This is a genomic window from Streptomyces sp. NPDC055955 (assembly GCF_042270245.1).
In the GTDB taxonomy this organism is placed as follows: Bacteria; Actinomycetota; Actinomycetes; order Streptomycetales; family Streptomycetaceae; genus Streptomyces.
In genome coordinates this window covers 249,879-269,765 of the sequence record NZ_JBHJYS010000004.1, presented here as the reverse complement: position 1 = coordinate 269,765, position 19,887 = coordinate 249,879, and the positions used below count along the sequence as shown (strand labels likewise).

Genomic DNA, 19,887 nt, shown 5'->3' with positions numbered 1-19,887 from the left:
CTCAGCGCCCTGTCGGCCACCGGCCATGTCAATAATGGGGACAGGTTAGCCCATTACGGATTTTCTTCATCGAAATCCCCCATCGCAATTCGGCGGTCGCGACATGACAGACGCTCAGGGGCGCCCCTGTGTGCCGTGGAGGACCCGAATCATGGGGAATTGACCGCACTGGTGCGGGGGAATTCCTCAGCTCCGTACGACACGGCGCAGTTGGGTGCGTTCAGGCCTCGTCGCGCCGGAGCGCCGCCAGCTCCCCGCGGGAGCGGATGCCGAGCTTCGTGTAGATGTGCGTCAGGTGGTACTGCACCGTCTTGACGGAGATGAACAGTTCGGCCGCTGCCTCGCGGTTGGTCACGCCGCGGGCGACGAGTTCGGCGACGTGCTGTTCCTGCGCTGTGAGGCGGCTGAAGTCGGCGGTGGTGCGGTCGGTGAGCTGGCCGGTGACACCGCCCGCCTTCAGCTCGCGGTCGCAGCGCTCGACATAGGCGGTCGCTCCGAGCACCTCGAACCCGTCCCTGGCCCGCCGCAGCACGGTGTCGGCGTCGCGGCGCTTGCCGACCCGGCGCAGGGTCTGGCCGTAGGCGAAGTTGACGCGGGCCCGGTCGTAGGGCATCGGCAGGGGTTCCAGCGCCGCCAGGGCCCGTTCGAAGTGCTCGCGTGCCTCGTCGATGTCTCCCCGGGCCGCCGCGATCCGGCCGCGCGGGTAGCCGAGCCGGGCCCGGGTGGAGCGGTGGCCGCGCTCGGCGGCGCGGGCTTCGAGCGGGGCGAGGAAGGCGTCGGCCTCTTCGGCGCGGTGGCACATCACCAGGGCGTTGGCGTAGATGTCGTGCCACGGCCACATGCCGGGCTCGTCGACGGCGTCGCGTGCCGCGAGGCGGGTGACGGGGGCGAGCGCCTCCACCACCTGCTCGTAGTCGGCGCGGATCTCGGCGAGGTGGGCGCGGGCGAGGCAGGCGGGGATGAGCATCATCGCGTAGTGGCGGCGGTCGGCCGCGGCATCTCTGACGTGCTGTTCGGCGCGGGCCCGATCGCCGCGCAGGGCGTGGATCTGGGCACCCGTCCAGTGAATGAGCGGCCGCAGCAGTTCCATGCGGGCCGCGGCGGCACGGCCCGCGGCCCGGTCGACCGTCTCCAGGGCCTCGTCCCAGTCGCCGAGGGTGAAACGGGTACGGGCGAGCCAGGCCTGCGCCCACAGCGAGATGCGGGTGGAGCCTTTGCGGTACTCGGTGGGCACGGCGCTCTCCAGGTCGTGCCAGGCGCCGTACAGATCGTCCTGGGACAGGGCGAGCCAGCCGCGGCACATCCGGACGCGCTGGCGCTGCGCGCTGTCGGCGACCTCGCCGACCAGCCGGTCGACGCCCTCCAGCGCCTCGGCCACCCGGCCCTGGCCGAGATAGCCGAGGCCGAGGACCGCACGGGTCTCGACGACGGCGGGCGAGCTCCTGGGGGCGAGTTCGAGCGCGGTCCCGGACCAGCGCACGAGGTCGTCGGCGCGCCAGTCGGCGAGGGCGTGCAGGACCTGGCGCTGGCAGATCAGCGCGGCGGTCTCCGGGTCGCGCCCCGGATCGACCCTGTGCCAGGCGCTGTCCAGGAGGCGCTGGGTCTCGGCCGGGCGTCCGCCCAGCAGGGTCAGGTAGCCGAGCACGGCGTCCCGCAGGGCGCCGGCCGGAAAGCTTTCCAGGACGGCCGAGAAGCTCTGTGCGCGCGGCAGGTCTCCCGCTCCGACCAGGGCGTCGACGGCCCGCAGCAGCCGGGCCTGCCGGTCGGCCGGGGACGGGCTGAGGTCGGCGGCCAGGAGCAGGGCCCGCGCGCAGGACGACCAGGCGCCGACAGCGGCCCGCCCGGCGGCGTGCGCTTCCAGGGCCGCGGCCAGTTCCTCGTTGGCGAGCGGTGGCTCGGCGGCGGCTCGATGGCGCAGCCGCTGCCCATCGTCCTCGACCACCTCGGCCGCACGGGCGTGGAGTTGGGCGCGCTGTCCCGGGCCGAGCGAGTGGTAGACGGCCGCAGCGGTGAGGCGGTCGCGGAAGGCGACGCGGCCCGCTCCTGGGCCCACGGGCGGACTGAGCAGGCCCGCGCGGCACGCCTCGTCGAGGGCGTCCAGGGGCGCGGTGAGCGCAGCCAGATGAGCCGCGTCCGCGAAGCGCGCGGGACTGCCGAGGACGGCGCACGCCTCGGCGAGCCGCCGCGCCTCGCCGCCGCAGGCGCTCAGGCTGCGATGGACGTCCGCTGCCCGGTCACGCGGGACGGGCAGCACGGTGGGGGGATCGGACCAGGTGTCGCGCGGCGCCTCGCGCAACAGGGCGGTGATGTCTCCGGCGACACCGGCCGTGTGAAGGCACAGCTCCTGCGCGGCGGTGGGTGACAGGTCCGCTCCGTGGAGCTCGGCCAGGCGTCGCACGTCGTGCGGCTGCAGCGGTTCGAGGTGGACGACGTCGCCCGGGAACTCAGCCAGGAACCGCGCGGTGTCCGCCTCGGCCGCCGCGTCGTCGTCCACCAGGTGCACGGCGAGCACGGCCACGTCCGTCATCCGCCGCAGCGCGGACGCGAGGCCTCGCAGGGAGGCGGCGTCGGCCCACTGGGTGTCCTCCACGACGATGAGCGCACACCGTCCACCGGTGCGCTCCTGGGCCAGGGCCGAAGCCAGCAGCTCGGCGAAGACCTGCGGGTCGGACACCCGCGCCGACTCGGACTGCGCCACGCCCTCAACGACGGCGTCCGGTCCACCGCACAGGCCCTCCGACGGACCGTCCACACCCCGCCGAAACGACCCCGCCACCCCCTCGCCCCCACCCTCCCGCCGGGCGCAGACCTGCGGGTCGGACACCCGCACCGACTCGGGCTGCGCCACGCCCTCAACGACGGCGTCCGGTCCCCCGCACAGGCCCTCCGACGGACCGTCCACACACCGCCGAAACGACCCCGCCACCCCCTCGCCCCCACCCTCCCGCCGAGCGCACACCTGCCGGTCGGACACCCGCGCCGACTCGGACTGCGCCACGTTTTCGGGGAAAGTGTCCGGCCCACCGGCGTACACGCCCCCGTGCGGCCTCGGACGTGACACGGCCCGTTCCACGCTCCGCAGCAGCTGACCCGCCACCCCGCCGGCCCGGTCCGCCTCCCAGCGCAGACCGCGCACGCGCACCGCCAGGATCTCCGGGTGCGCGGCGGCGAAGCGCTCGACCAGCGTCCGCTTGCCGCTGCCCCGCGGGCCCCGCACGAGGAGGGCCGCCGGGCCGTCCTCGGCGACGGCGGCGTACGCGGACTCCAGCTCGGCCCGTTCGCGCTCCCGGCCCACCGCGTCGGCGGGACCGTCCGGGCCGTCGGGGTGTGTCCGGTCGCGGCTGTGCATGGGGCGGACGCTACGCGACGCTCCGGTGCCGCCACCAGCGGGCGCATGCGTCACCCCAGATCGCCGCCCGCCACCGGGAGGACGGTTCCGGTGATGTACGACGCCTCGTCGGAGGCGAGGAACGTGATCGCCGCCGCCTGCTCGGCCAGCGTGCCGTAGCGCTTCATCAGCGACGACTCGACGGTCTGGTCGACGATCTGCTGGTACCAGCCCCGTTCCCGCTCGTCTCCCGCCGCGGGGCCACGGGCGACGCGGCGCGGCGGCGCCTCGGTGCCACCCGGCGCGGTGGCGACGACGCGCACTCCGTACGGTGCCGCCTCCAGGGCCAGCGCGGCGGTGAGGGCGTTGACGCCGCCCTTGGCCGCCGCGTACGGCACGCGGTTGATGCCCCGGGTCGCGACCGAGGAGACGTTCACGACGGTGCCGGAGCGCTGGGCGAACAGGTGCGGGAGGACGGCACGGCAGGTCCACAGCGTCGGGAGGAGGGAGCGGCGGATCTCGGTCTCGATCTCCTGCGGGGTGTAGTGCTCGTAGGGCTTGGCCCAGATGGTGCCGCCGACGTTGTTGACCAGGACGTCGATCCGGCCCAATCGGTCGAGCGCCCGGGCCACCGCTCCCTCCGCGCCCGTGTACTGCTCCAGGTCGGCGACGACGGACTCGGCCTTGCCGCCGGCCTCGGTGATCTCCCCCGCGACCTCGTGGACGAGTTCCGCGCGGTCGACGAGGACCACGCGGGCGGACTCGGCGGCGAGGCGGCGGGCCACGGCCTCGCCGATGCCCTGGGCCGCGCCGGTCACCACGGCGGTCCGCCCGGCGAACCGGCCCGCGTACACCTGGCCGCTCATCGGCCCGCCCCCACGAGGTCGGCCGCCGCGACGGCGGGCGTGAACTTCTCGTAGTGGAAGTGCGCGGGCTCGACGCCGAGCGCGTCGATGTGGGCGCGCACGGCCTCGACCATCGCGGGCGGCCCGCACAGGTACACGTCGCAGTCTCCGCCGTGCAGCTCGTCGGCGCGGAACAGGGCGGTCACATAACCCTTGTTGGCGGCGGTGCTCGCCGCGTCGGCGACGCAGTGGTCGAAGGTGAAACCGGGCAGGACGGCGGCGTAGTCGGCGAGGGTCTCGAGGTGGACGAGGTCCTGGTCGGTGGTGACTCCGTACAGCAGATGGACGGGGTGTGCGGGCGGGGACCCCGCCGTGGCGAGCGTCTCCAGCATGGACAGGAGCGGGGCGAGACCGGTCCCGCCCGCCAACAGCAGTGCGGGGCGGGCGAGTTCGCGCAGGAAGAAGCCACCCATGGGGCCCGTGAAGGTCACCCGGTCGCCGGCCTGCGCCCGTTCGGTCAGATACGTCGACATGGCTCCGCCCTCGACCACGCGCACCAGGAAGGAGACCTGCTCCTGGCCGGGCCCCGTGCTGAAGGAGTACGCACGGCTCTCGCCGTCCGCGCCGGGCACGCCGACATTGACGTACTGGCCGGGCAGGAAGCCGAGAGCGGCCCTGTCGTCGACGGCGAGGGTGATGCCGACGGTCGTCGGCGAGTGCCGGTCGACGACCGTCACGGTCGCGGTGTGCGTGGCCGGTCCCGTCTTGCAGGCGGCCGACGTCGTGGGGATGCGCAGGACGAGGTCGCTGTGCGGGGTCATCTGGCACGGCAGGCAGTAGCCGCGCGCCGCCTCGTCGTCGGTCAGCGCCTCGTCGATGTAGTCGCCGCCTTCGTAACTGCCGGACTCGCAGTACGACTTGCAGGTGCCGCAGGCGCCGTCGCGGCAGTCGAGCGGAATGTTGATGCGGGCCTTGTAGGCGGCGTCGGCGACGGTCTCGGCCGGTTCGCAGCTGATGAACCGGGTGGTGCCGTCCTCGAAGCCCAAGGCGACCTGGTAGCCCATGTACGTTCTCGATTCGGGGAGTTGACTGCGGGTAGCGAAGCCGATGCGGCCGGGCGCCGCTCAGAGGTGGTAGATGTCGACCACGTGGTGGATGAAGTCGTTCTTGAGGACGACCTTCTTGCGGCGGACGACCGGCTCAGGGCCCGACAGATCGAGCGTGTAGTACGAGGTGCCGAAGTACGTGTCGGTGTGCTGGTACCGGTAGTAGAGCGTGAACCAGTTGAAGCGCACGTCGAGCAGTTCGCCGTCCGCACCGCCGCGGCCGGTGATCTCCACATTGGTGATGTTGTGGCCGGTGCGCGGTTCGGGCAGGCTCGTGGCGCTGGACCGGTCGGTGCGGATACGGAAGACCCGGTCTTCCAGACCGGCCCGATTCGCGTAGTAGATCAGGGAGATCTCGGTCTGCGGGTCGCGGGTGAGTTCGTCGTCGTCGGCCCAGGCCGGCATCCAGAACTCGGCGTCGGGGTGGTAGCACTCCAGCCAGCGCTCGAACTCACGGTCGTCCAGATACCGGGCCTCCCGGTACAGGAACTGTCGTACGGATTCGAGGAGTCGGAACTCCCCGGCCCACGTCGCGGCGCTCCCGCCCGGCACGGTGGTCGTCGTCATCGCGCGTCGCCCCCTCGCACCTTGCGCGTCGTCCCGGCCGAGTCGTCCTCGGCGGCGAGCGCCGCCTTCATGGTGTCCAGCCAGTAGCCGTGCTGGACGGGGTAGAGGCCCTCGTCCTCGGTGCGGACGCCGCTCGCGATCGGGTCGATGCCGAGCCTGCGGGCCTCGTCGTCGGGCCCGTCGATCCAGTGGGCGGCGCCGCGGCTGAGGTCGTTCCAGGGGGCGGCGGTGGCCTGGTACGTCTTCTGGCAGGAGCGGAACTCCTCCAGGTCGTCGGGGGTGGCCATCCCGGTCGCGTTGAAGAAGTCCTCGTACTGGCGGATGCGGTTCGCGCGGGCCTCGGCGCTCTCGCCCTTTGGCGCGATGCAGTAGATGGTGACCTCGGTGCGGTCCACGGACAGCGGCCTCAGGTGCCGGATCTGCGAGCTGAACTGGTCCATCAGATAGACGTTCGGGTACAGGCACAGATTGCGTGACACCCCGATCATCCAGTCGGCGCGGGCCTGGCCGTACTTCTCGACGAGTTCGTCGCGCCGCTCGTTCAGGGGGCGGTTGGCGGGATCGAGCCACTCGGTCCACAACAGCAGGTGACCGTGGTCGAAGGAGTAGAAGCCGCCGCGCTGCTTGGACCAGCCCCCCGCGTCCATGTTCTTGGTGTCGTTCTTCGACTCGCCGGAGGTGCGCCGTGCGGTGGTGGCCGCGTAGTTCCAGTGGGTGGCGGAGACGTGGTAGCCGTCGGCGCCGTTCTCGGCCTGGAGCTTCCAGTTCCCGTCATAGGTGTACGTCGAGGAGCCGCGCAGCACCTCCAGGCCTTCCGGGGACTGGTCGACGATCATGTCGATGACCTTGGCGGCGTCGCCGAGGTGGTCCACGAGCGGCTTGACGTCCGGGTTGAGGCTGCCGAAGAGGAATCCGCGGTAGTTCTCGAAGCGGGCCACCTTCGTCAGGTCGTGCGAGCCGTCCTTGTTGAACTGCTCGGGGTAACCGGCGTCCCGCGGGTCCTTGACCTTGAGGAGCTTGCCGGCGTTGTTGAACGTCCAGCCGTGGAAGGGGCAGGTGAAGGTGGTGCGGTTGTCGGTCTTGCGGCGGCACAGCATCGCGCCGCGGTGGCTGCAGGCGTTGATCAGGGCGGTGAGTTCGCCGGTCTTGGTGCGGGAGACGACGACAGGCTGGCGGCCCATGTACGTCGTGAAGTAGTCGCCGATCATCGGGATCTGGCTCTCGTGCGCGAGATAGATCCAGTTGCCCTCGAAGACGTACTTCATCTCCAGTTCGAAGAGCTGCTCGTCGGTGAAGGCGCTGCGGCGCAGGCGGTACACCCCGTTTCCGGGATCCTCCACCAGTGCCTCGCTCAGCACGCTGCGGGCCGCTGCCCAGGTTTCGGTCATGGCTCCTCCTGATGCCCGGCGAGGTGCCGCCCGCCGGCACGGCTCATCGGGTGCTCAGCACCATGGCAGGGCCCGGGGCGGGCCACCCCGGACATTTGCCCAGTCCCCACCCAGGGTGCTTTTCATATGCAGCAGATATGGATCACGCTGAATTCGGTATTTGTGCCATCTGAATGAGGGCTCCTACGCTGTGCTGCACCGACGAAGGTACGGACGCCCCGAGCCCCCTGGCCCGGTGTCGTCAGTGCTGTCGGCGCACTCCGCGCCGTCCGCGTCTTCGCGTCGTCCGTGTTTCCGCGTCGTCCGCGTGTCCGCCTTGTTTGCACGTCCGCGTCGCCTGCGTGTCCCTTCGTCTGTGGAGGCCCTCATGGAACTGCGCCATCTCCGGTACTTCGCCGCCGTCGCGGAGACCCGGCACTTCGGGCGGGCTGCCGAGCGGCTGCGCATGGCACAGCCGCCGCTCTCCCAGGCGATCCGGCAGCTGGAGGCGGAACTGGGGGTCGCGCTGTTCCACCGCACCACCCGCCAGGTCGGCCTGACCGGTGCGGGCGAGGTGTTCCACACCGACGTCGTCCGCATCCTGCGCTCCGTCGACGAGGCGGCCGCCCGGGCCAGGCGGTTCGCGCAGGGCGCCGAGGGCATCCTGCGTATCGGCCTGACCGGCTCGGCCGGCTACCGGCATCTGCCTGAGCTCGCCCGGATCGTCAAGCGCGAACTGCCCGGGGTGGCACTCGAGGTCCACACCGAGATGTTCACCCCGGCCCAGGAGGCGGCGCTCTCCGAGTCGCGCCTGGACATCGGGGTACTGCGGCCTCCGGTGCGCGGCGAGGGCCTCACCTGCCGCGACATCGCGCAGGAGCCGCTCGTCCTGGTGCTGCCGGAGGACCACTGGCTCGCCGGGTCACCCGAGGTGCCGCTGGAGCGGCTGCGCGGCGAGGACTTCATCATGTACGCCGCCACGTCCCGCTCCATCGTCAGCGACGCGGTGATCAGCAGCTGTCTGAGCGCCGGCTTCCATCCGCACACCGCTCACGAGGTGACGGAGACGTCCACGGCTCTCGCCCTGGTCGCCGCGGGTCTGGGGGTGGCGCTGCTGCCCGACTCGGTGCGGTCCGTCAGCCGGGACGGGGTCGTGTTCCGGCCGGTCCCGGACGCCCAGCGGGTCCGCCTCGCCCTCGCCTGGCGCACGGGCGACACCTCACCACTGCTCGCGGCCGTCCTCGCGGCCCTCACGGCGGCCGACGCCTTCCCCACCGGCGACGCCTCCCCGGACGTCACCGCCCCCAGCGGGGGCGGTGCACACAGCACAGCAACAGCAATCACAGAGGAACCACTTGAAACCTCCCCCAGCTAGATCAGGGGGATTCCTAGCTCACGTGGCCTGATCCCCGGCGGGGATGCAGGTCTTACACGATCAGCACTAGCCGGGACAGAGACCAGCCCGGACGAGCATCACACGGGCTGAGTTTTTGTCCCGTGGCCGGGACATCCCGCATGTGGTGCACGTATACGTTCGTTGGGAGAGAGGCAGCGCGTGCTTGGTTCTCGCTCCGCAGTCTGCGCAGTCCATCGTGGTGTACGCCGGGTGCACCAGGTGCACCCACCGGCCGTGCTTACGGCCCATCTCGACCAGGGCCGTCTTGGTCGCGCCGATCGCCGCGTCAGCGGCCTTCTTCGCCAGGGTGGACTTCGCGAGGAACTTCGGCCGGAAGTCCTCCACGGCCAGGGCGTCATGGTCGCGGACGACCTTCTTGGCCCACTTGCGGGCGGTGTCCTGACGCTGCCGGGCCACCTTCTTGTGCAGCTTCGCCGTCTGCCGCTTCGCCTCGCGGTAGCCCTTCGACCCGGCTTGTCCACGCTTCGGCTTACGCCGGGACATCATCCGCTGATAATGCGCCAGGCGCTGGGCGGCACTCTTCCCGTGCTGCGGGTGGGCAAGGTCGTGGTCGTCGCTGGTGGTGGTCGCGATCTCCTTCACACCCCAGTCGATCCCGATCACCCGCCCGGTCCCCGGCAGGGCCTCACTCATGCCAGCGACGACGAAAGACGCGTACCAAGCTCCGGTGCTGTCGCGGTAGACGCGGACGCTGGAGGGCGGCGTGGGAAGGGCACGCGACCACACGACCGTCACGGCGATGCCGCCGGCCAGGTGCAGGCGGCCGTCGTTGAGTCGAAAACCCCGCTGGGTGTAGTTCAGCGACAGCTCGTCCTGGTGCTTCTTCTTGTACTGGGGCATCCCGGCCCGCTGCCGCACCGGCACAGCGGCCTTGATGTCCTTGAGCGCCTTCGCCCGCGACTTCGCGAAATCGCGTATCACCTGCTGCTGAGGAACGCTGGAGCCTTCGCGCAGCCAGCCCATACAGGTACGCGCCTGGGTCAGCATCTTATCCAGCCGGGCCGGACCGCACTCCTCGTTCTCGGCGTGCGCCTTCTTCGAGCGGGCGCAGCACTCGTTCCACAGCCACCGGCACCGCGCCCATTCCGCTTCAAGGGCGCCAGTTGCGGTGGACGACACGCGAAGACGGAAGGTGTAGCGGGCATGCCCGACACCTGCCGTCTCCTGCGCTGCGGTCGTCATGAACAGCAACCTATCCGGGAGGACTGACAGTTGAGAGCTCTGACCCAACGGGGGCTGCCTCACCACCACGACGGGAGCACGCCGATCCGCCCCGCCGGCCAATCAGCTTCCCCTGTCCCGCTCCGCAGGAGTCCGATTCCTCCCCGGCCTCAAGGCCGTGGCAGCCACGGAGGAAACCGGTGAAGATCACCGCAGTGGAGGCGATCCCCTTCGCCATCCCCTATCGAAAGCCGCTGAAGTTCGCGAGCGGCGAGGTGCACACCGCCGAGCACGTCCTGGTACGGGTGCACACCGACGCGGGCCTCACCGGCACGGCCGAGGCGCCGCCCCGGCCCTTCACCTACGGCGAGACCCAGCAGTCGATCGTCGCCGTGATCCGGCAGCTCTTCGAGCCGCAGCTGCTCGGCATGGCGCCCACCCGGCGCGAGGCCGTGCACGCCAAGCTGAACCGGACCGTCGGCAACCCGACGGCGAAGGCCGCCGTCGACATGGCCCTGTGGGACATCGTCGGCCAGGCGGCCGGCCTGCCGGTGACGGAACTCCTGGGCGGATACGGCGAGTTCATGGCCGTGTCGCACATGCTCGGCTTCGCTCCCCCGGCGGAGATGGTCGAAGAGGCGCGGCGTGTCCGCGACACCTACGGCATCACGACGTTCAAGGTGAAGGTCGGCCGCCGCCCCTACCGGCTCGACGTCGAGGTGTGCCGGGCTCTGCGCGAGGCGTTCGGCGACGGTGTCGAACTGTACGTCGACGGCAACCGCGGCTGGAGTGCCTCGGAGTCGGCCCGCGCCCTGCGCGCCATGGACGACCTCGATCTCACCCTGGCCGAGGAACTGTGCCCGGCCGACGACGTGCTCGGCAGGCGCTGGCTCGTCGAACGCTGCCCGGTCCCGTTCGTCGCCGACGAGAGCGCGACCCGCCCCGGTGAGGTCACCCGTGAACTCCTCGGCGGCTCGGCCACCGCCATCAGCATCAAGACGGCCCGCACCGGCTTCAGCCACTCCCAGCGCGTGCTGTTCGAGAGCGAGGGCCTCGGCGTCGAGGTGATGATGGGCAATCAGATCGACGGCCAGATCGGCTCGTTGTGCTCGGTCGCCTTCGGCGCGGCCTTCGAGGCCACCTCGCGCCGCGCGGGCGAACTCTCCAACTACCTCGACATGACCGACGACCTGCTCGCCGAGCCCCTGCAGATCCGTGACGGCACGCTGCGGGTGCGCGAGGGCGCGGGTCTGGGCATCGAACTCGATCCCGAGAAGCTGACGCGCTACCGCCAGGACAGCTGAACACCCGTTGTGCACGTTCGACTTGTCACACCCCTACCGATCGGAGCCGCATCATGACCACGTTCACCGACACCGAGCAGGAGCAGGCCACCGCCGCCGCGTCCGGCAACGCCGCCACCGCCGCGTTCGCCCAGAAGGCCCGCTCCGGCGCGGCCAGCAGCCAGGAGCGCGTCGACACCCTCGCCTCCGAACTCATCGCGTCCGTCCACGACATCATCCGCCGCCACAAGGTCACCTACGCCGAGTACGACGCCGTCAAGGCATGGCTGATCCAGGTCGGCCAGGACGGCGAGTGGCCGCTCTTCCTCGACGTGTGGATCGAGCACGTCGTCGAGGAGGTCGCCAACGAGAGCCGCGGGGGCTCCAAGGGCACCATCGAGGGCCCCTACTACGTGCCGGACTCCCCGGAGCTGCCCGCCGAGGCGGCCCTCCCCGTGCGCCCCGACGAGAAGGGCACACCCCTCCTCTTCCAGGGCCAGGTGACCTCGGTCGACGGGACTCCCCTGGCCGGCGCGACGATCGAGATGTGGCACGCCGACGACGACGGCTTCTACTCCCAGTACGCCCCCGGTCTGCCCGAGTGGAACCTGCGTGGCACCGTCGTCGCCGACGACCGGGGCCACTTCAAGATCCACACGATCGAGCCGGCCCCCTATCAGATCCCCACCGACGGCGCCTGCGGCAAGCTCATCTCCGCCGCCGGCTGGCACGCCTGGCGTCCGGCCCATCTGCACCTGAAGGTCGCGGCCGCGGGCCACCACCTCATCACCACGCAGCTCTACTTCAAGGGCGGCAGCCACGTGGAGGACGACATCGCACAGGCCGTCAAGCCGGAACTGGTCCTCGACCCGTCCCCGGCCACGACCGGCGAGGGCAACGAAGTGACGTACGACTTCGTGCTCGACCGCGCCTGACGCGCCTCTGCCCCGGGGGCCCGGCCTCCGGGGCGCGCGCCCGCCCCACCGCGTAACTCGAGGAGCCCGCCGTGCTGTTCGCCGTCAAGATGGACGTCCGCATACCCAACGATCTCGACCCTGACGTCCGCGCGGACACGATCGCCCGCGAGAAGGCGTACTCGCAGGAACTCCAGCGCAAGGGCGTCTGGCCGCACATCTGGCGCTGCGTGGGCCAGTACTCCAACCTCAGCGTCTTCGACGTCCGGGACAACGACGAGCTGCACGACATCCTGTGGGGCCTGCCGCTGTTCCCGTACATGGAGATCGAGGTCACGCCGCTGGCGCTGCATCCGTCGGACATCGCCGCGACGGGCGAGGCCGTCTGATGGACAAGGTGGTCGCGTCGGCCGGGGATGCCGTCGCCGATGTCGGGGACGGTGCGTCCCTGGCGGTCGGCGGGTTCGGACTGAGCGGGGTGCCGAACGTACTGATCAAGGCGCTGTACGAGCGGGGCACCACGGGCCTGTCCGTGGTGTCCAACAACTGCGGCGCGATGGACTCCGGACTCGCCGTCCTGCTCGCGGCGGGCCGCATCGCCCGGGTCACCGGCTCCTACATCGGCGCGAACAAGGAGTTCGCCCGTCAGTACCTGGCCGGCGAGATCGAGGTCGAGATGATCCCGCAGGGCACGCTCGCGGAGCGGCTGCGCGCGGGCGGCGCCGGAATCCCGGCGTTCTACACCCCGGCCGGGGTGGGCACCCAGGTCGCGGACGGCGGTCTGCCCTGGCGCTACGACGGCAGCGGCGGCGTCGCTCTCGCCTCCCCGCCCAAGGAGGTGCGCGTCTTCGACGGTGTCGAGTACGTGCTGGAGCGCGGCATCCGCACCGACTTCGCGCTGGTCCGCGCCGCGAAGGGCGACCGGCACGGGAATCTGGTCTTCAACAAGTCGTCCCGCAACTTCAACCCGCTCGCGGCGATGGCCGGGAAGGTCACGATCGCCGAGGTGGAGGAGCTGGTGGAGCCCGGTGTCCTCGACCCGGACCAGGTGCACCTGCCGGGCATCTTCGTGCAGCGCGTGGTCGAGCTGAGCCCGGAACAGGCCGTCGACAAAGACATAGAGCGGCGCACGGTCTCCGCGCCCGCGGCACAAGGACCGGTGAACGACTGACCATGGCCTGGACACGCGAACAGATGGCCGCCCGCGCCGCCCGTGAACTGCGCGACGGGCAGTACGTCAACCTCGGCATCGGCCTGCCGACCCTCATACCGAATCATCTTCCGGCCGGCGTCGAGGTGATCCTGGAGTCCGAGAACGGGATCCTCGGCACCGGTCCGTACCCGACCGACGACGCCGTCGACCCCGATCTGATCAACGCGGGCAAGGAGACCGTCACGGTCCTTCCCGGCGCCTCCTACTTCGACTCCGCGCTCTCCTTCGGGATGATCCGCGGCGGTCACATCGACGTCGCCGTGCTCGGCGCGATGCAGGTCTCCGCGACCGGTGACCTGGCCAACTGGGCCGTCCCCGGAAAGATGATCACCGGGATCGGCGGCGCCATGGACCTCGTCCACGGCGCCCGCACGGTGCTGGTCACCATGACCCACACGGCCAAGGACGGGTCGCCGAAGCTGGTCGACACCTGCACGCTCCCCCTGACCGGCAAGGGCTGCGTCGACCGGATCATCACCGACCTCGCTGTCCTCGACATCACTGAAGACGGCGTACGCCTGGTGGAGTTGGCGCCGGACGTGACGGTGAACGAGGTCGTCGCCAAGACCGGCGCCAAGGTCCACATCCCGGAGGTGGTCCGGTGAACAGCCGCACGGGCGTCCGCGCCGCCGACCCGATCCGCACCCCGATCGGCTGACGGTTCTCTACCGAAATCTCCTCTCCGCACCGCCTCCTCCGAAAGCTCTCCTCGAACAGCACCCAGGGATTGCGCGTGGCTCAGCCTCAGCTCCTGCACCATGTACTCGACGGCCCACCCGGCGCTCCCCCGCTCGTCCTCGGCCCGTCACTCGGCACGTCCGTGCACGTGTGGAGTCCCCAACTGGCCACTCTCACGCGGTCGCACCGCGTTCTGCGCTGGGACCTTCCAGGACACGGTGGGTCACGCGCGGATCTCCTTCCGCACGACGGCACGGCGAGCGTCGCCGCATTGGCGGCACAGGTGCTGCGGCTCGCGGACACCCAGGGCTGGGAGTCGTTCGCGTACGCCGGCATCTCGCTCGGCGGCGCGGTCGGGGCCCATCTCGCGGTCCACCACCCGGAACGTGTCGCCGCGCTGGGGCTGGTCTGCTCCTCGGCCCGCTTCGGGCCACCGGAGCCTTGGCAGGAGCGTGCCGCCCTCGTGCGGCGCGAGGGGGTCGGGCCCGTGGCGGAGACCAGCCCGGGCCGCTGGTTCGGCGATGCGGGAGCCGCCGAAACCCCGCTCGGGCGTGCTCTGTTGCGGGACCTCGCCGAAACCGATCCGGTCGGCTACGCGGCCTGCTGCGACGCACTCGCCGCCTACGACCTGCGACCCGGCCTGGGCCGCATCAGCGCTCCCACTCTCGTCGTCGGCGGCTCCCTCGACATCGCCACCCCTCTCGATCACGCCCGGGAACTCGCGGACGGCATCCCCGATGCCACGCTGAAGGAATACGCCATCGGGCATCTCGCGGTCGAGCAGCCCGAGGCCGTCGGCGCCGCGCTGAGCACCCATCTCCACACCGCGAAAGGGCCGCAATATTGAATGTGCACCGTGGGCGAATTCACGCCCTGAAAACGGCGAAGCAGGATTTCGGATTGGTGGTAGTAATTCGATTCCGATATACCGATACCTTCCGAATCACTACCGAGATCGGCTCAATGAGTGCCTTTCCCGAAGCGGACCGGCGCGCTGCGTCCACGGCCCTGACCAGCCCTGTATCTCTTCAACGTCACGCGAGGCGACGAAGGGCTGAAGACGATGGTTGGGCGACGCAGATTCCTCATGGCCGGCGCCATGGGCGGTGCGGCCATGCTTCCACGGGGCGCGGAAGGTAAAACGTACGCATCGGACGGTCACGGTCATGGGTCGATGTCTGCGGGCACACCGATTCCGCACACCCCCAAACTGAAGAAGTACGTCGACCCGCTGCCCATCCCGAGGACAGCCGTCTCGGATCCCTCCGTCTATCCGGGCGCCGACTACTACGAGATCACGATGAGGCCGGGCACGTGGCGCTTCCACCGGGACCTCGGGCCGGCCAAGGTGTGGGGCTACTGGGCCACGAACCCGCACGACCCTCGCAAGCCGATCGGCATGGGCTACCTGGGGCCGACCCTCAACGTGACCAGGGACCACCCGACGGTCGTCAAGTACCGCAACGAACTGCCGACCACCCACCTGTTCCAGTTCGTGATCGACAAGATTCGCAACGGGGACCCTCAGCTCACCCCGACCCCTCCGCCTCCCTACAAGCCCATGCAGCCGTTTCCCGCGAATGTCAACGTGTGGAACGTCGTACACCAGCACGGCGGTTTCACGGCGCCACAGTCCGACGGCATGCCGCTGCAGTCGTTCAGCCCGGACGGCATCCACGCCGAGTCCTACAGCAGCCTGGACCCGAGCCGGGTCAAACCCAACGAGTCGATCTGCGCCTACACCAACCACGACCGTTCGTGCATGCTCTGGTATCACGACCACGGTATGGGAATGACCAGCGTCAACGTCTACGCGGGCCTCGCAGGTCTCTACCGCGTCGGTGATCCCGCCGACGATCGGCTCGGGCTGCCGCGAGGCGAATTCGAGGTTCCCCTCATCCTGCAGGACCGGACCTTCCACCCGGACGGCTCGCTCGCCTACACCATGACCCTGCGGGAAGGCGAGGACACCCCGGTCGTCAACGGGAAGGCGTATCCCTTCCTGGCCGTCGAGCAGCGACGCTACCGACTGCGCGTTCTCAACGCTTCGAACGAGCGCTTCTGGCGGCTGAGGTTCGACGTTCCCGAGGACGTACTGCCTCAGCCCGTCCTGCCGTTCTGGCTGATCGGCACCGACGGCGGCCTCCGCACCCCGCTGCAGATGCTGAACTTCCTGATCTCGCCGGCCGAACGGTACGACCTGATCGTCGACTTCACCCATATGCCCATGGGCACGAAGATCAAGCTGACGAACTACAACGCGCCCGTGCACTTCCCCGGCGGCGGCGGACCGGACATCTCCGAAGTCATGGAATTCCATGTCATCAAGCGACCGTCCGGCGGTGGAGACAGGTCAACGCCGCCCAAGAGGCTCGAGCTGCCGAAGGCCGCCCCCATCAAGGTGACGGCGCGCACCCGCCGCCGGGAATGGGTTCTGTACCAGCACAAGCTCTTCACCACCATGACGTTCAACGCGGTGCCGTTCATGGAGCCGTCCGAGGACTTCATCAAGGCGGGCTCGACCGAGATCTGGGAGTACATCAATCCCAACCACGACGCCCACCCGATGCATGTCCACCTCGTCAACTTCCAGGTGTTGAACAGGCAGCCGATCGACGCGGCCGGCTACCAGGAACAATACGAGAAGTGGATCGACGGTGGCCGCAAACCGGAGGACAGGCCGGTGCTGGCCAGCTATCTCACCGGTCCGCCGATTCCGCCGGAGCCGGACGAAGCACTGTCCCGCAAGGACACGGTCAAGTCCTATCCGGAGACGGTGACCAGAATCGTCATCAATGAATTCGACCCGCCGACGGAAAGGATCGCGGGGTTGCCGGGAAGCGGCACCGAGCTGCCGGCGACGTACGTCCAGCACTGCCACATCCTTGAACACGAAGACGACGACCTGATGCGCCCGTGGACGATCGTCGGCGACGACCACCACGGTGGTGGTGACCACGCCGGCAGCCACGGCGACGGCCGCTGACCGGATCGACCGAACGACGGCCGGCCTCCCCGAACACCGTGGCGGCCGACCGTCGTTGGTGATCACGACGGCCGGTTCGGGCTCGACTCAAGCACGTACAGGAGCCGGGAGTCAGCCCGTAGGCAAACGGGGCACCCAGGGTGCCGCTCTCGGCCGGGGCCCCGAAGGTGTCCGGCCTCGGCTCGGCTACCCTCGGCGTCACTGGTGATCACTCTGCCATCCGACGATCCGGACAAAGGTGCCACCGCCTCGTACTCAGGAGACGCCGGCCCATGAATACGCCACCATCGCCCGCTGCCGCGGAACGGACTGACGGAACATCGGTCCGGATCGGCGCCCTTGTTCCGCTGAGCCGGCCCGGCTGGGTCGAGGCAGGCCAACACCTGCTCGCCGGGATCGAGTTGGCCACTCGCGAAGTCAATGACGCCGGAGGGATCGGCGGACGACCGCTCGAGCTGGTGGTCCGGGACACCGCAGCCGATCCACTGAGGGCCGCGGAGACCGTCGATGAATTGGCTCGCACGGGCGTGGCCGCTCTGGCGGGCGAGTATCACAGCGTCGTCGCTCGCGCCGCCGCTGCCCGGGCCGACGCCCTCGGCCTGCCGTTCCTCTGCTCGTCAGCGGTTCTCGACGCGCTCACCGACCAACCGACGGAATGGGTCGCGCGCCTCGCCCCGGCGCAGTCCCACGGCTGGCGGATCTACGCGGACTTCCTCTTCGGCGCGGGCCACCGTCGCATCGCCGTAGCCGCGCAGCCGAGCGTCTACTGGACATCCGGCATCCGCATCCTGCGGGACTGCCTCGCTGCGCGCGGTGGCAGCGTCATCGAACTCGACATGGTCGACCTCGACCCGGCGGACGTGTGCGACCAGCTCGTCGAGAATCGCGCGACAGCCCTCCTTCTCCTGGTCGGCCACCCGGAACCCGCGGTGTCGATCGTCAAGTCCGTCCGCCGCGACCAGCGTCTCGCCGAGATCTTGATCGGCGCTCCGGCCGGGCAACCGGAGTGCACCGAATGGGAGAAGCTGCTGGGCGACGACGGCACCGCGATCCCGTTCCTCCGCTACCTGCCCGAGCGTCTCGGCCCACTCGGTGCACGGGTCGAGACAGCGCTGCGTGAGCGGCTGGGCGGAGCGCCCTCGTTCGTCGCCTTCGAGGGCTACGACACGGTCACCGTCCTCGCCGATCTGCTGCGCTCCCACGGCGCGGACCGGGCACGCATCGCCGCGTCCTGGCCGCGGGTCGCAGTCGAAGGCACCCGCGGGCAGATCCGGTTCTCCCGCACACCGGGCATCAGCGTCCGGCAATGGGCCTGGGCTCCCGTGCAAGTCGTCGACCGGGACCCGGCGGAACCCGGCCGCTTCCGGATCCTTCACACCGGCTGAAAGAAGACGGCGGTTTCGCCGCGTGACGCGGTCACCCGCCACGTCACGCCGATCTCGTCGTACTGCTGCACAGTCATGTGCTTCCCCCATCTGCGCTTCGACCTGTACGTGGCAACGCCTGCCCTCGGATTGCAGCGGCTCGCCGGGGCGCCGTCGTGGCAGCGAGTATCCTCCGCCCTGTGCCGGCCGCCGTACTGGCAGATGACACGAAGAAGGTGGCCGGGCGACCCCTCAATCACCCGACGTCGTCTCGGGAGTTCAGCCCATTCACCATCGAGCGCTGTCTCCCGGGGGGCCGGGCCAGGCATGTAAGGTCCCGGTCACGAGGTGGGAGGGGGGTTCGGGATGCGGCGATGGCGTGCGGCAACTGCGGCGCTGGTGATGGCACTTGCGGTGGCCGGTTGCGGAGGCGGAAGCGGAGGCGGCGGGCCCGCCGCGGCTCGCAGCGCGCGCCCCGCGGGGTGGACCTACAGTCATCTGACCAAGGATCTCTCCTCCTCCGTCGTCAATGTTGCCGCCGTATCAGCGCATGACGCCTGGGCGCTCGCTGTGACGCCGGTCGTGGGGAACGTCGACGAACAGCAGGTGACGCTGTTGCGCTATGACGGCTCCTCCTGGCGTCCGCAGACGCTGCCGCCGGGGATGGGGGCGGCCCCCATCGCCGACTATCGCCTCGAGGCATCCTCACCACGCGACGTGTGGCTTTTTCGCGGCGGCCCCAACACCGGCATGTACGCCGCGCACTTCGACGGGACGCGGTGGACGCGGACACCTGCCCCCGGCGACGACAGGGATGTCGCCGTCCTCGGCCCGGCAGACGTCTGGGCTGTGGGCGAAGGCACCACCGCCTGGCACTGGGACGGCTCCCGCTGGACTTCGATGGCGCTGCCTGCCCATGTGTCGCAGCTCGCGGCAGTGGCCGGGGACGACGTGTGGGCGTACGGGGTGACGAGGGGCGAGGAGAACGGCCTCGTCAATGGCGCCCCGATGATGCTCCATTGGGACGGAGAGACCTGGAAGCGGGAACAGCTCCCCGTCGTCGGACTCCCTTCGGCCTATGAGTCGAACTCGATGGGTGCGAGTCCCATGGCGCTCTACGCGCCGGCCGCGGACGACATCTGGGCCATCAGCCGCCTCGTCGGGGACGACGACAACGGGGATGCCGTGTACGCCGCATCCTTCGCTTTCCACTGGAACGGCACCAGTTGGAGCAAGACGTCGCCCGATGCCTGCCGCCGCTGCGGGATTCCTGCCGGTGACGGCGTCATCACGGCCGCCGGGATGGAGGGGGACAACGCCGGCGGCAGCACGCTGCTCAGCTCGATCCGCCACCGCCCCATGCACGGCGCGCCTCGTAAGATCGGCTCCCCGCCGGCCGTTGCGGGCCGAAGCGGCGAAGTCACCGCCACCGACCGCAAGCAGAAGCTACGACTGGCGGAGGTCACATCCATCCCCGGTACCGACCGGGTCTGGGGCGTCGGCTCCGTGACACTGGAGGCACACGGCGACGCGAACTTCAGCCGCGGCGCCATCGTCCAGTACGACCCGCACCCCAGAGACTGAACGCATCGAACGGGTTGAAAGCGTGGAAAGGGTACGCAGGTGGCTTCCGCGTCCTTCGATCCGAGAGCATCTCC

General features: G+C 70.1%; 15 protein-coding genes and 1 pseudogene. 10 read left to right on the top strand and 6 right to left on the bottom strand.

Annotated features, from left to right (window positions below; genetic code table 11):
• Window positions 1–220: 220 nt before the first annotated feature.
• From ACFC96_RS09885 to benA, 5 genes are read right to left on the bottom strand one after another with little or no spacing between them, the layout of a single operon-like run.
• Window positions 221–3,349 carry a LuxR C-terminal-related transcriptional regulator gene (locus ACFC96_RS09885; protein ID WP_376611277.1) on the bottom strand — a complete coding sequence of 1,043 codons (3,129 nt, stop codon included), beginning with the start codon at window positions 3,347–3,349 and terminating at the stop codon, window positions 221–223.
• Between the two features lie 50 nt (window positions 3,350–3,399).
• Window positions 3,400–4,194 carry a 1,6-dihydroxycyclohexa-2,4-diene-1-carboxylate dehydrogenase gene (locus tag ACFC96_RS09880; protein WP_340459163.1) on the bottom strand — a complete coding sequence of 265 codons (795 nt, stop codon included), beginning with the start codon at window positions 4,192–4,194 and terminating at the stop codon, window positions 3,400–3,402.
• Complete coding sequence (gene benC / locus ACFC96_RS09875; protein ID WP_376611275.1) at window positions 4,191–5,237, bottom strand: benzoate 1,2-dioxygenase electron transfer component BenC; 1,047 nt, start codon at window positions 5,235–5,237, stop codon at window positions 4,191–4,193. The genes ACFC96_RS09880 and benC overlap by 4 nt, the downstream gene beginning before the upstream one ends.
• Window positions 5,238–5,297: 60 nt before the next feature.
• Window positions 5,298–5,846, bottom strand: a complete 549-nt coding sequence (gene benB, locus ACFC96_RS09870) for a benzoate 1,2-dioxygenase small subunit (RefSeq protein WP_340459165.1) — start codon at window positions 5,844–5,846, stop codon at window positions 5,298–5,300.
• On the bottom strand, window positions 5,843–7,234 hold the full coding sequence (benA, locus tag ACFC96_RS09865; protein ID WP_376261466.1) for a benzoate 1,2-dioxygenase large subunit: 1,392 nt from the start codon (window positions 7,232–7,234) through the stop codon (window positions 5,843–5,845). Before benA ends, benB begins: the two co-directional genes overlap by 4 nt.
• 367 nt (window positions 7,235–7,601) lie before the next feature.
• On the opposite strand from benA, the gene ACFC96_RS09860 reads away from it, so the two are divergent.
• A complete protein-coding gene (locus tag ACFC96_RS09860; RefSeq protein ID WP_376225843.1) occupies window positions 7,602–8,588 on the top strand; it encodes a LysR family transcriptional regulator in 987 nt (328 codons plus the stop codon).
• On the opposite strand, the pseudogene ACFC96_RS09855 reads toward ACFC96_RS09860, so the two are convergent.
• Window positions 8,585–9,812 (bottom strand): annotated as a pseudogene (locus ACFC96_RS09855) (RNA-guided endonuclease InsQ/TnpB family protein). The gene ACFC96_RS09860 and the pseudogene ACFC96_RS09855 overlap by 4 nt on opposite strands.
• 179 nt (window positions 9,813–9,991) lie before the next feature.
• Between ACFC96_RS09855 and ACFC96_RS09850 the strand changes: the two are divergent.
• The 9 genes from ACFC96_RS09850 (at window position 9,992) to ACFC96_RS09810 (ending at window position 19,813) form a co-directional block, all read left to right on the top strand.
• Window positions 9,992–11,095, top strand: a complete 1,104-nt coding sequence (locus ACFC96_RS09850; protein ID WP_376611274.1) for a mandelate racemase/muconate lactonizing enzyme family protein — start codon at window positions 9,992–9,994, stop codon at window positions 11,093–11,095.
• A 53-nt stretch (window positions 11,096–11,148) separates the two neighbouring features.
• Window positions 11,149–12,009, top strand: a complete 861-nt coding sequence (catA, locus tag ACFC96_RS09845) for a catechol 1,2-dioxygenase (RefSeq protein WP_376611272.1) — start codon at window positions 11,149–11,151, stop codon at window positions 12,007–12,009.
• A gap of 71 nt (window positions 12,010–12,080) precedes the next feature.
• Window positions 12,081–12,377, top strand: coding sequence for a muconolactone Delta-isomerase (gene catC, locus ACFC96_RS09840; protein WP_376261472.1), 297 nt, complete (start codon window positions 12,081–12,083; stop codon window positions 12,375–12,377).
• Complete coding sequence (locus ACFC96_RS09835) at window positions 12,377–13,159, top strand: CoA transferase subunit A (protein WP_376611271.1); 783 nt, start codon at window positions 12,377–12,379, stop codon at window positions 13,157–13,159. The genes catC and ACFC96_RS09835 overlap by 1 nt, the downstream gene beginning before the upstream one ends.
• Window positions 13,160–13,161: 2 nt before the next feature.
• Window positions 13,162–13,806 carry a CoA transferase subunit B gene (locus ACFC96_RS09830; protein WP_376611270.1) on the top strand — a complete coding sequence of 215 codons (645 nt, stop codon included), beginning with the start codon at window positions 13,162–13,164 and terminating at the stop codon, window positions 13,804–13,806.
• Between the two features lie 128 nt (window positions 13,807–13,934).
• On the top strand, window positions 13,935–14,726 hold the full coding sequence (locus ACFC96_RS09825) for an alpha/beta fold hydrolase (protein WP_376611269.1): 792 nt from the start codon (window positions 13,935–13,937) through the stop codon (window positions 14,724–14,726).
• A gap of 327 nt (window positions 14,727–15,053) precedes the next feature.
• Complete coding sequence (locus tag ACFC96_RS09820) at window positions 15,054–16,865, top strand: multicopper oxidase family protein (RefSeq protein WP_376611267.1); 1,812 nt, start codon at window positions 15,054–15,056, stop codon at window positions 16,863–16,865.
• 272 nt (window positions 16,866–17,137) lie between these two features.
• Window positions 17,138–18,250 (top strand): ABC transporter substrate-binding protein, encoded by a 1,113-nt coding sequence (locus ACFC96_RS09815; protein ID WP_376611266.1) that lies wholly within the window; start codon window positions 17,138–17,140, stop codon window positions 18,248–18,250.
• 549 nt (window positions 18,251–18,799) lie between these two features.
• Entirely contained in the window at window positions 18,800–19,813 is a 1,014-nt protein-coding gene (locus ACFC96_RS09810) for a hypothetical protein (protein ID WP_376611264.1), read from the top strand.
• Window positions 19,814–19,887: the final 74 nt, after the last annotated feature.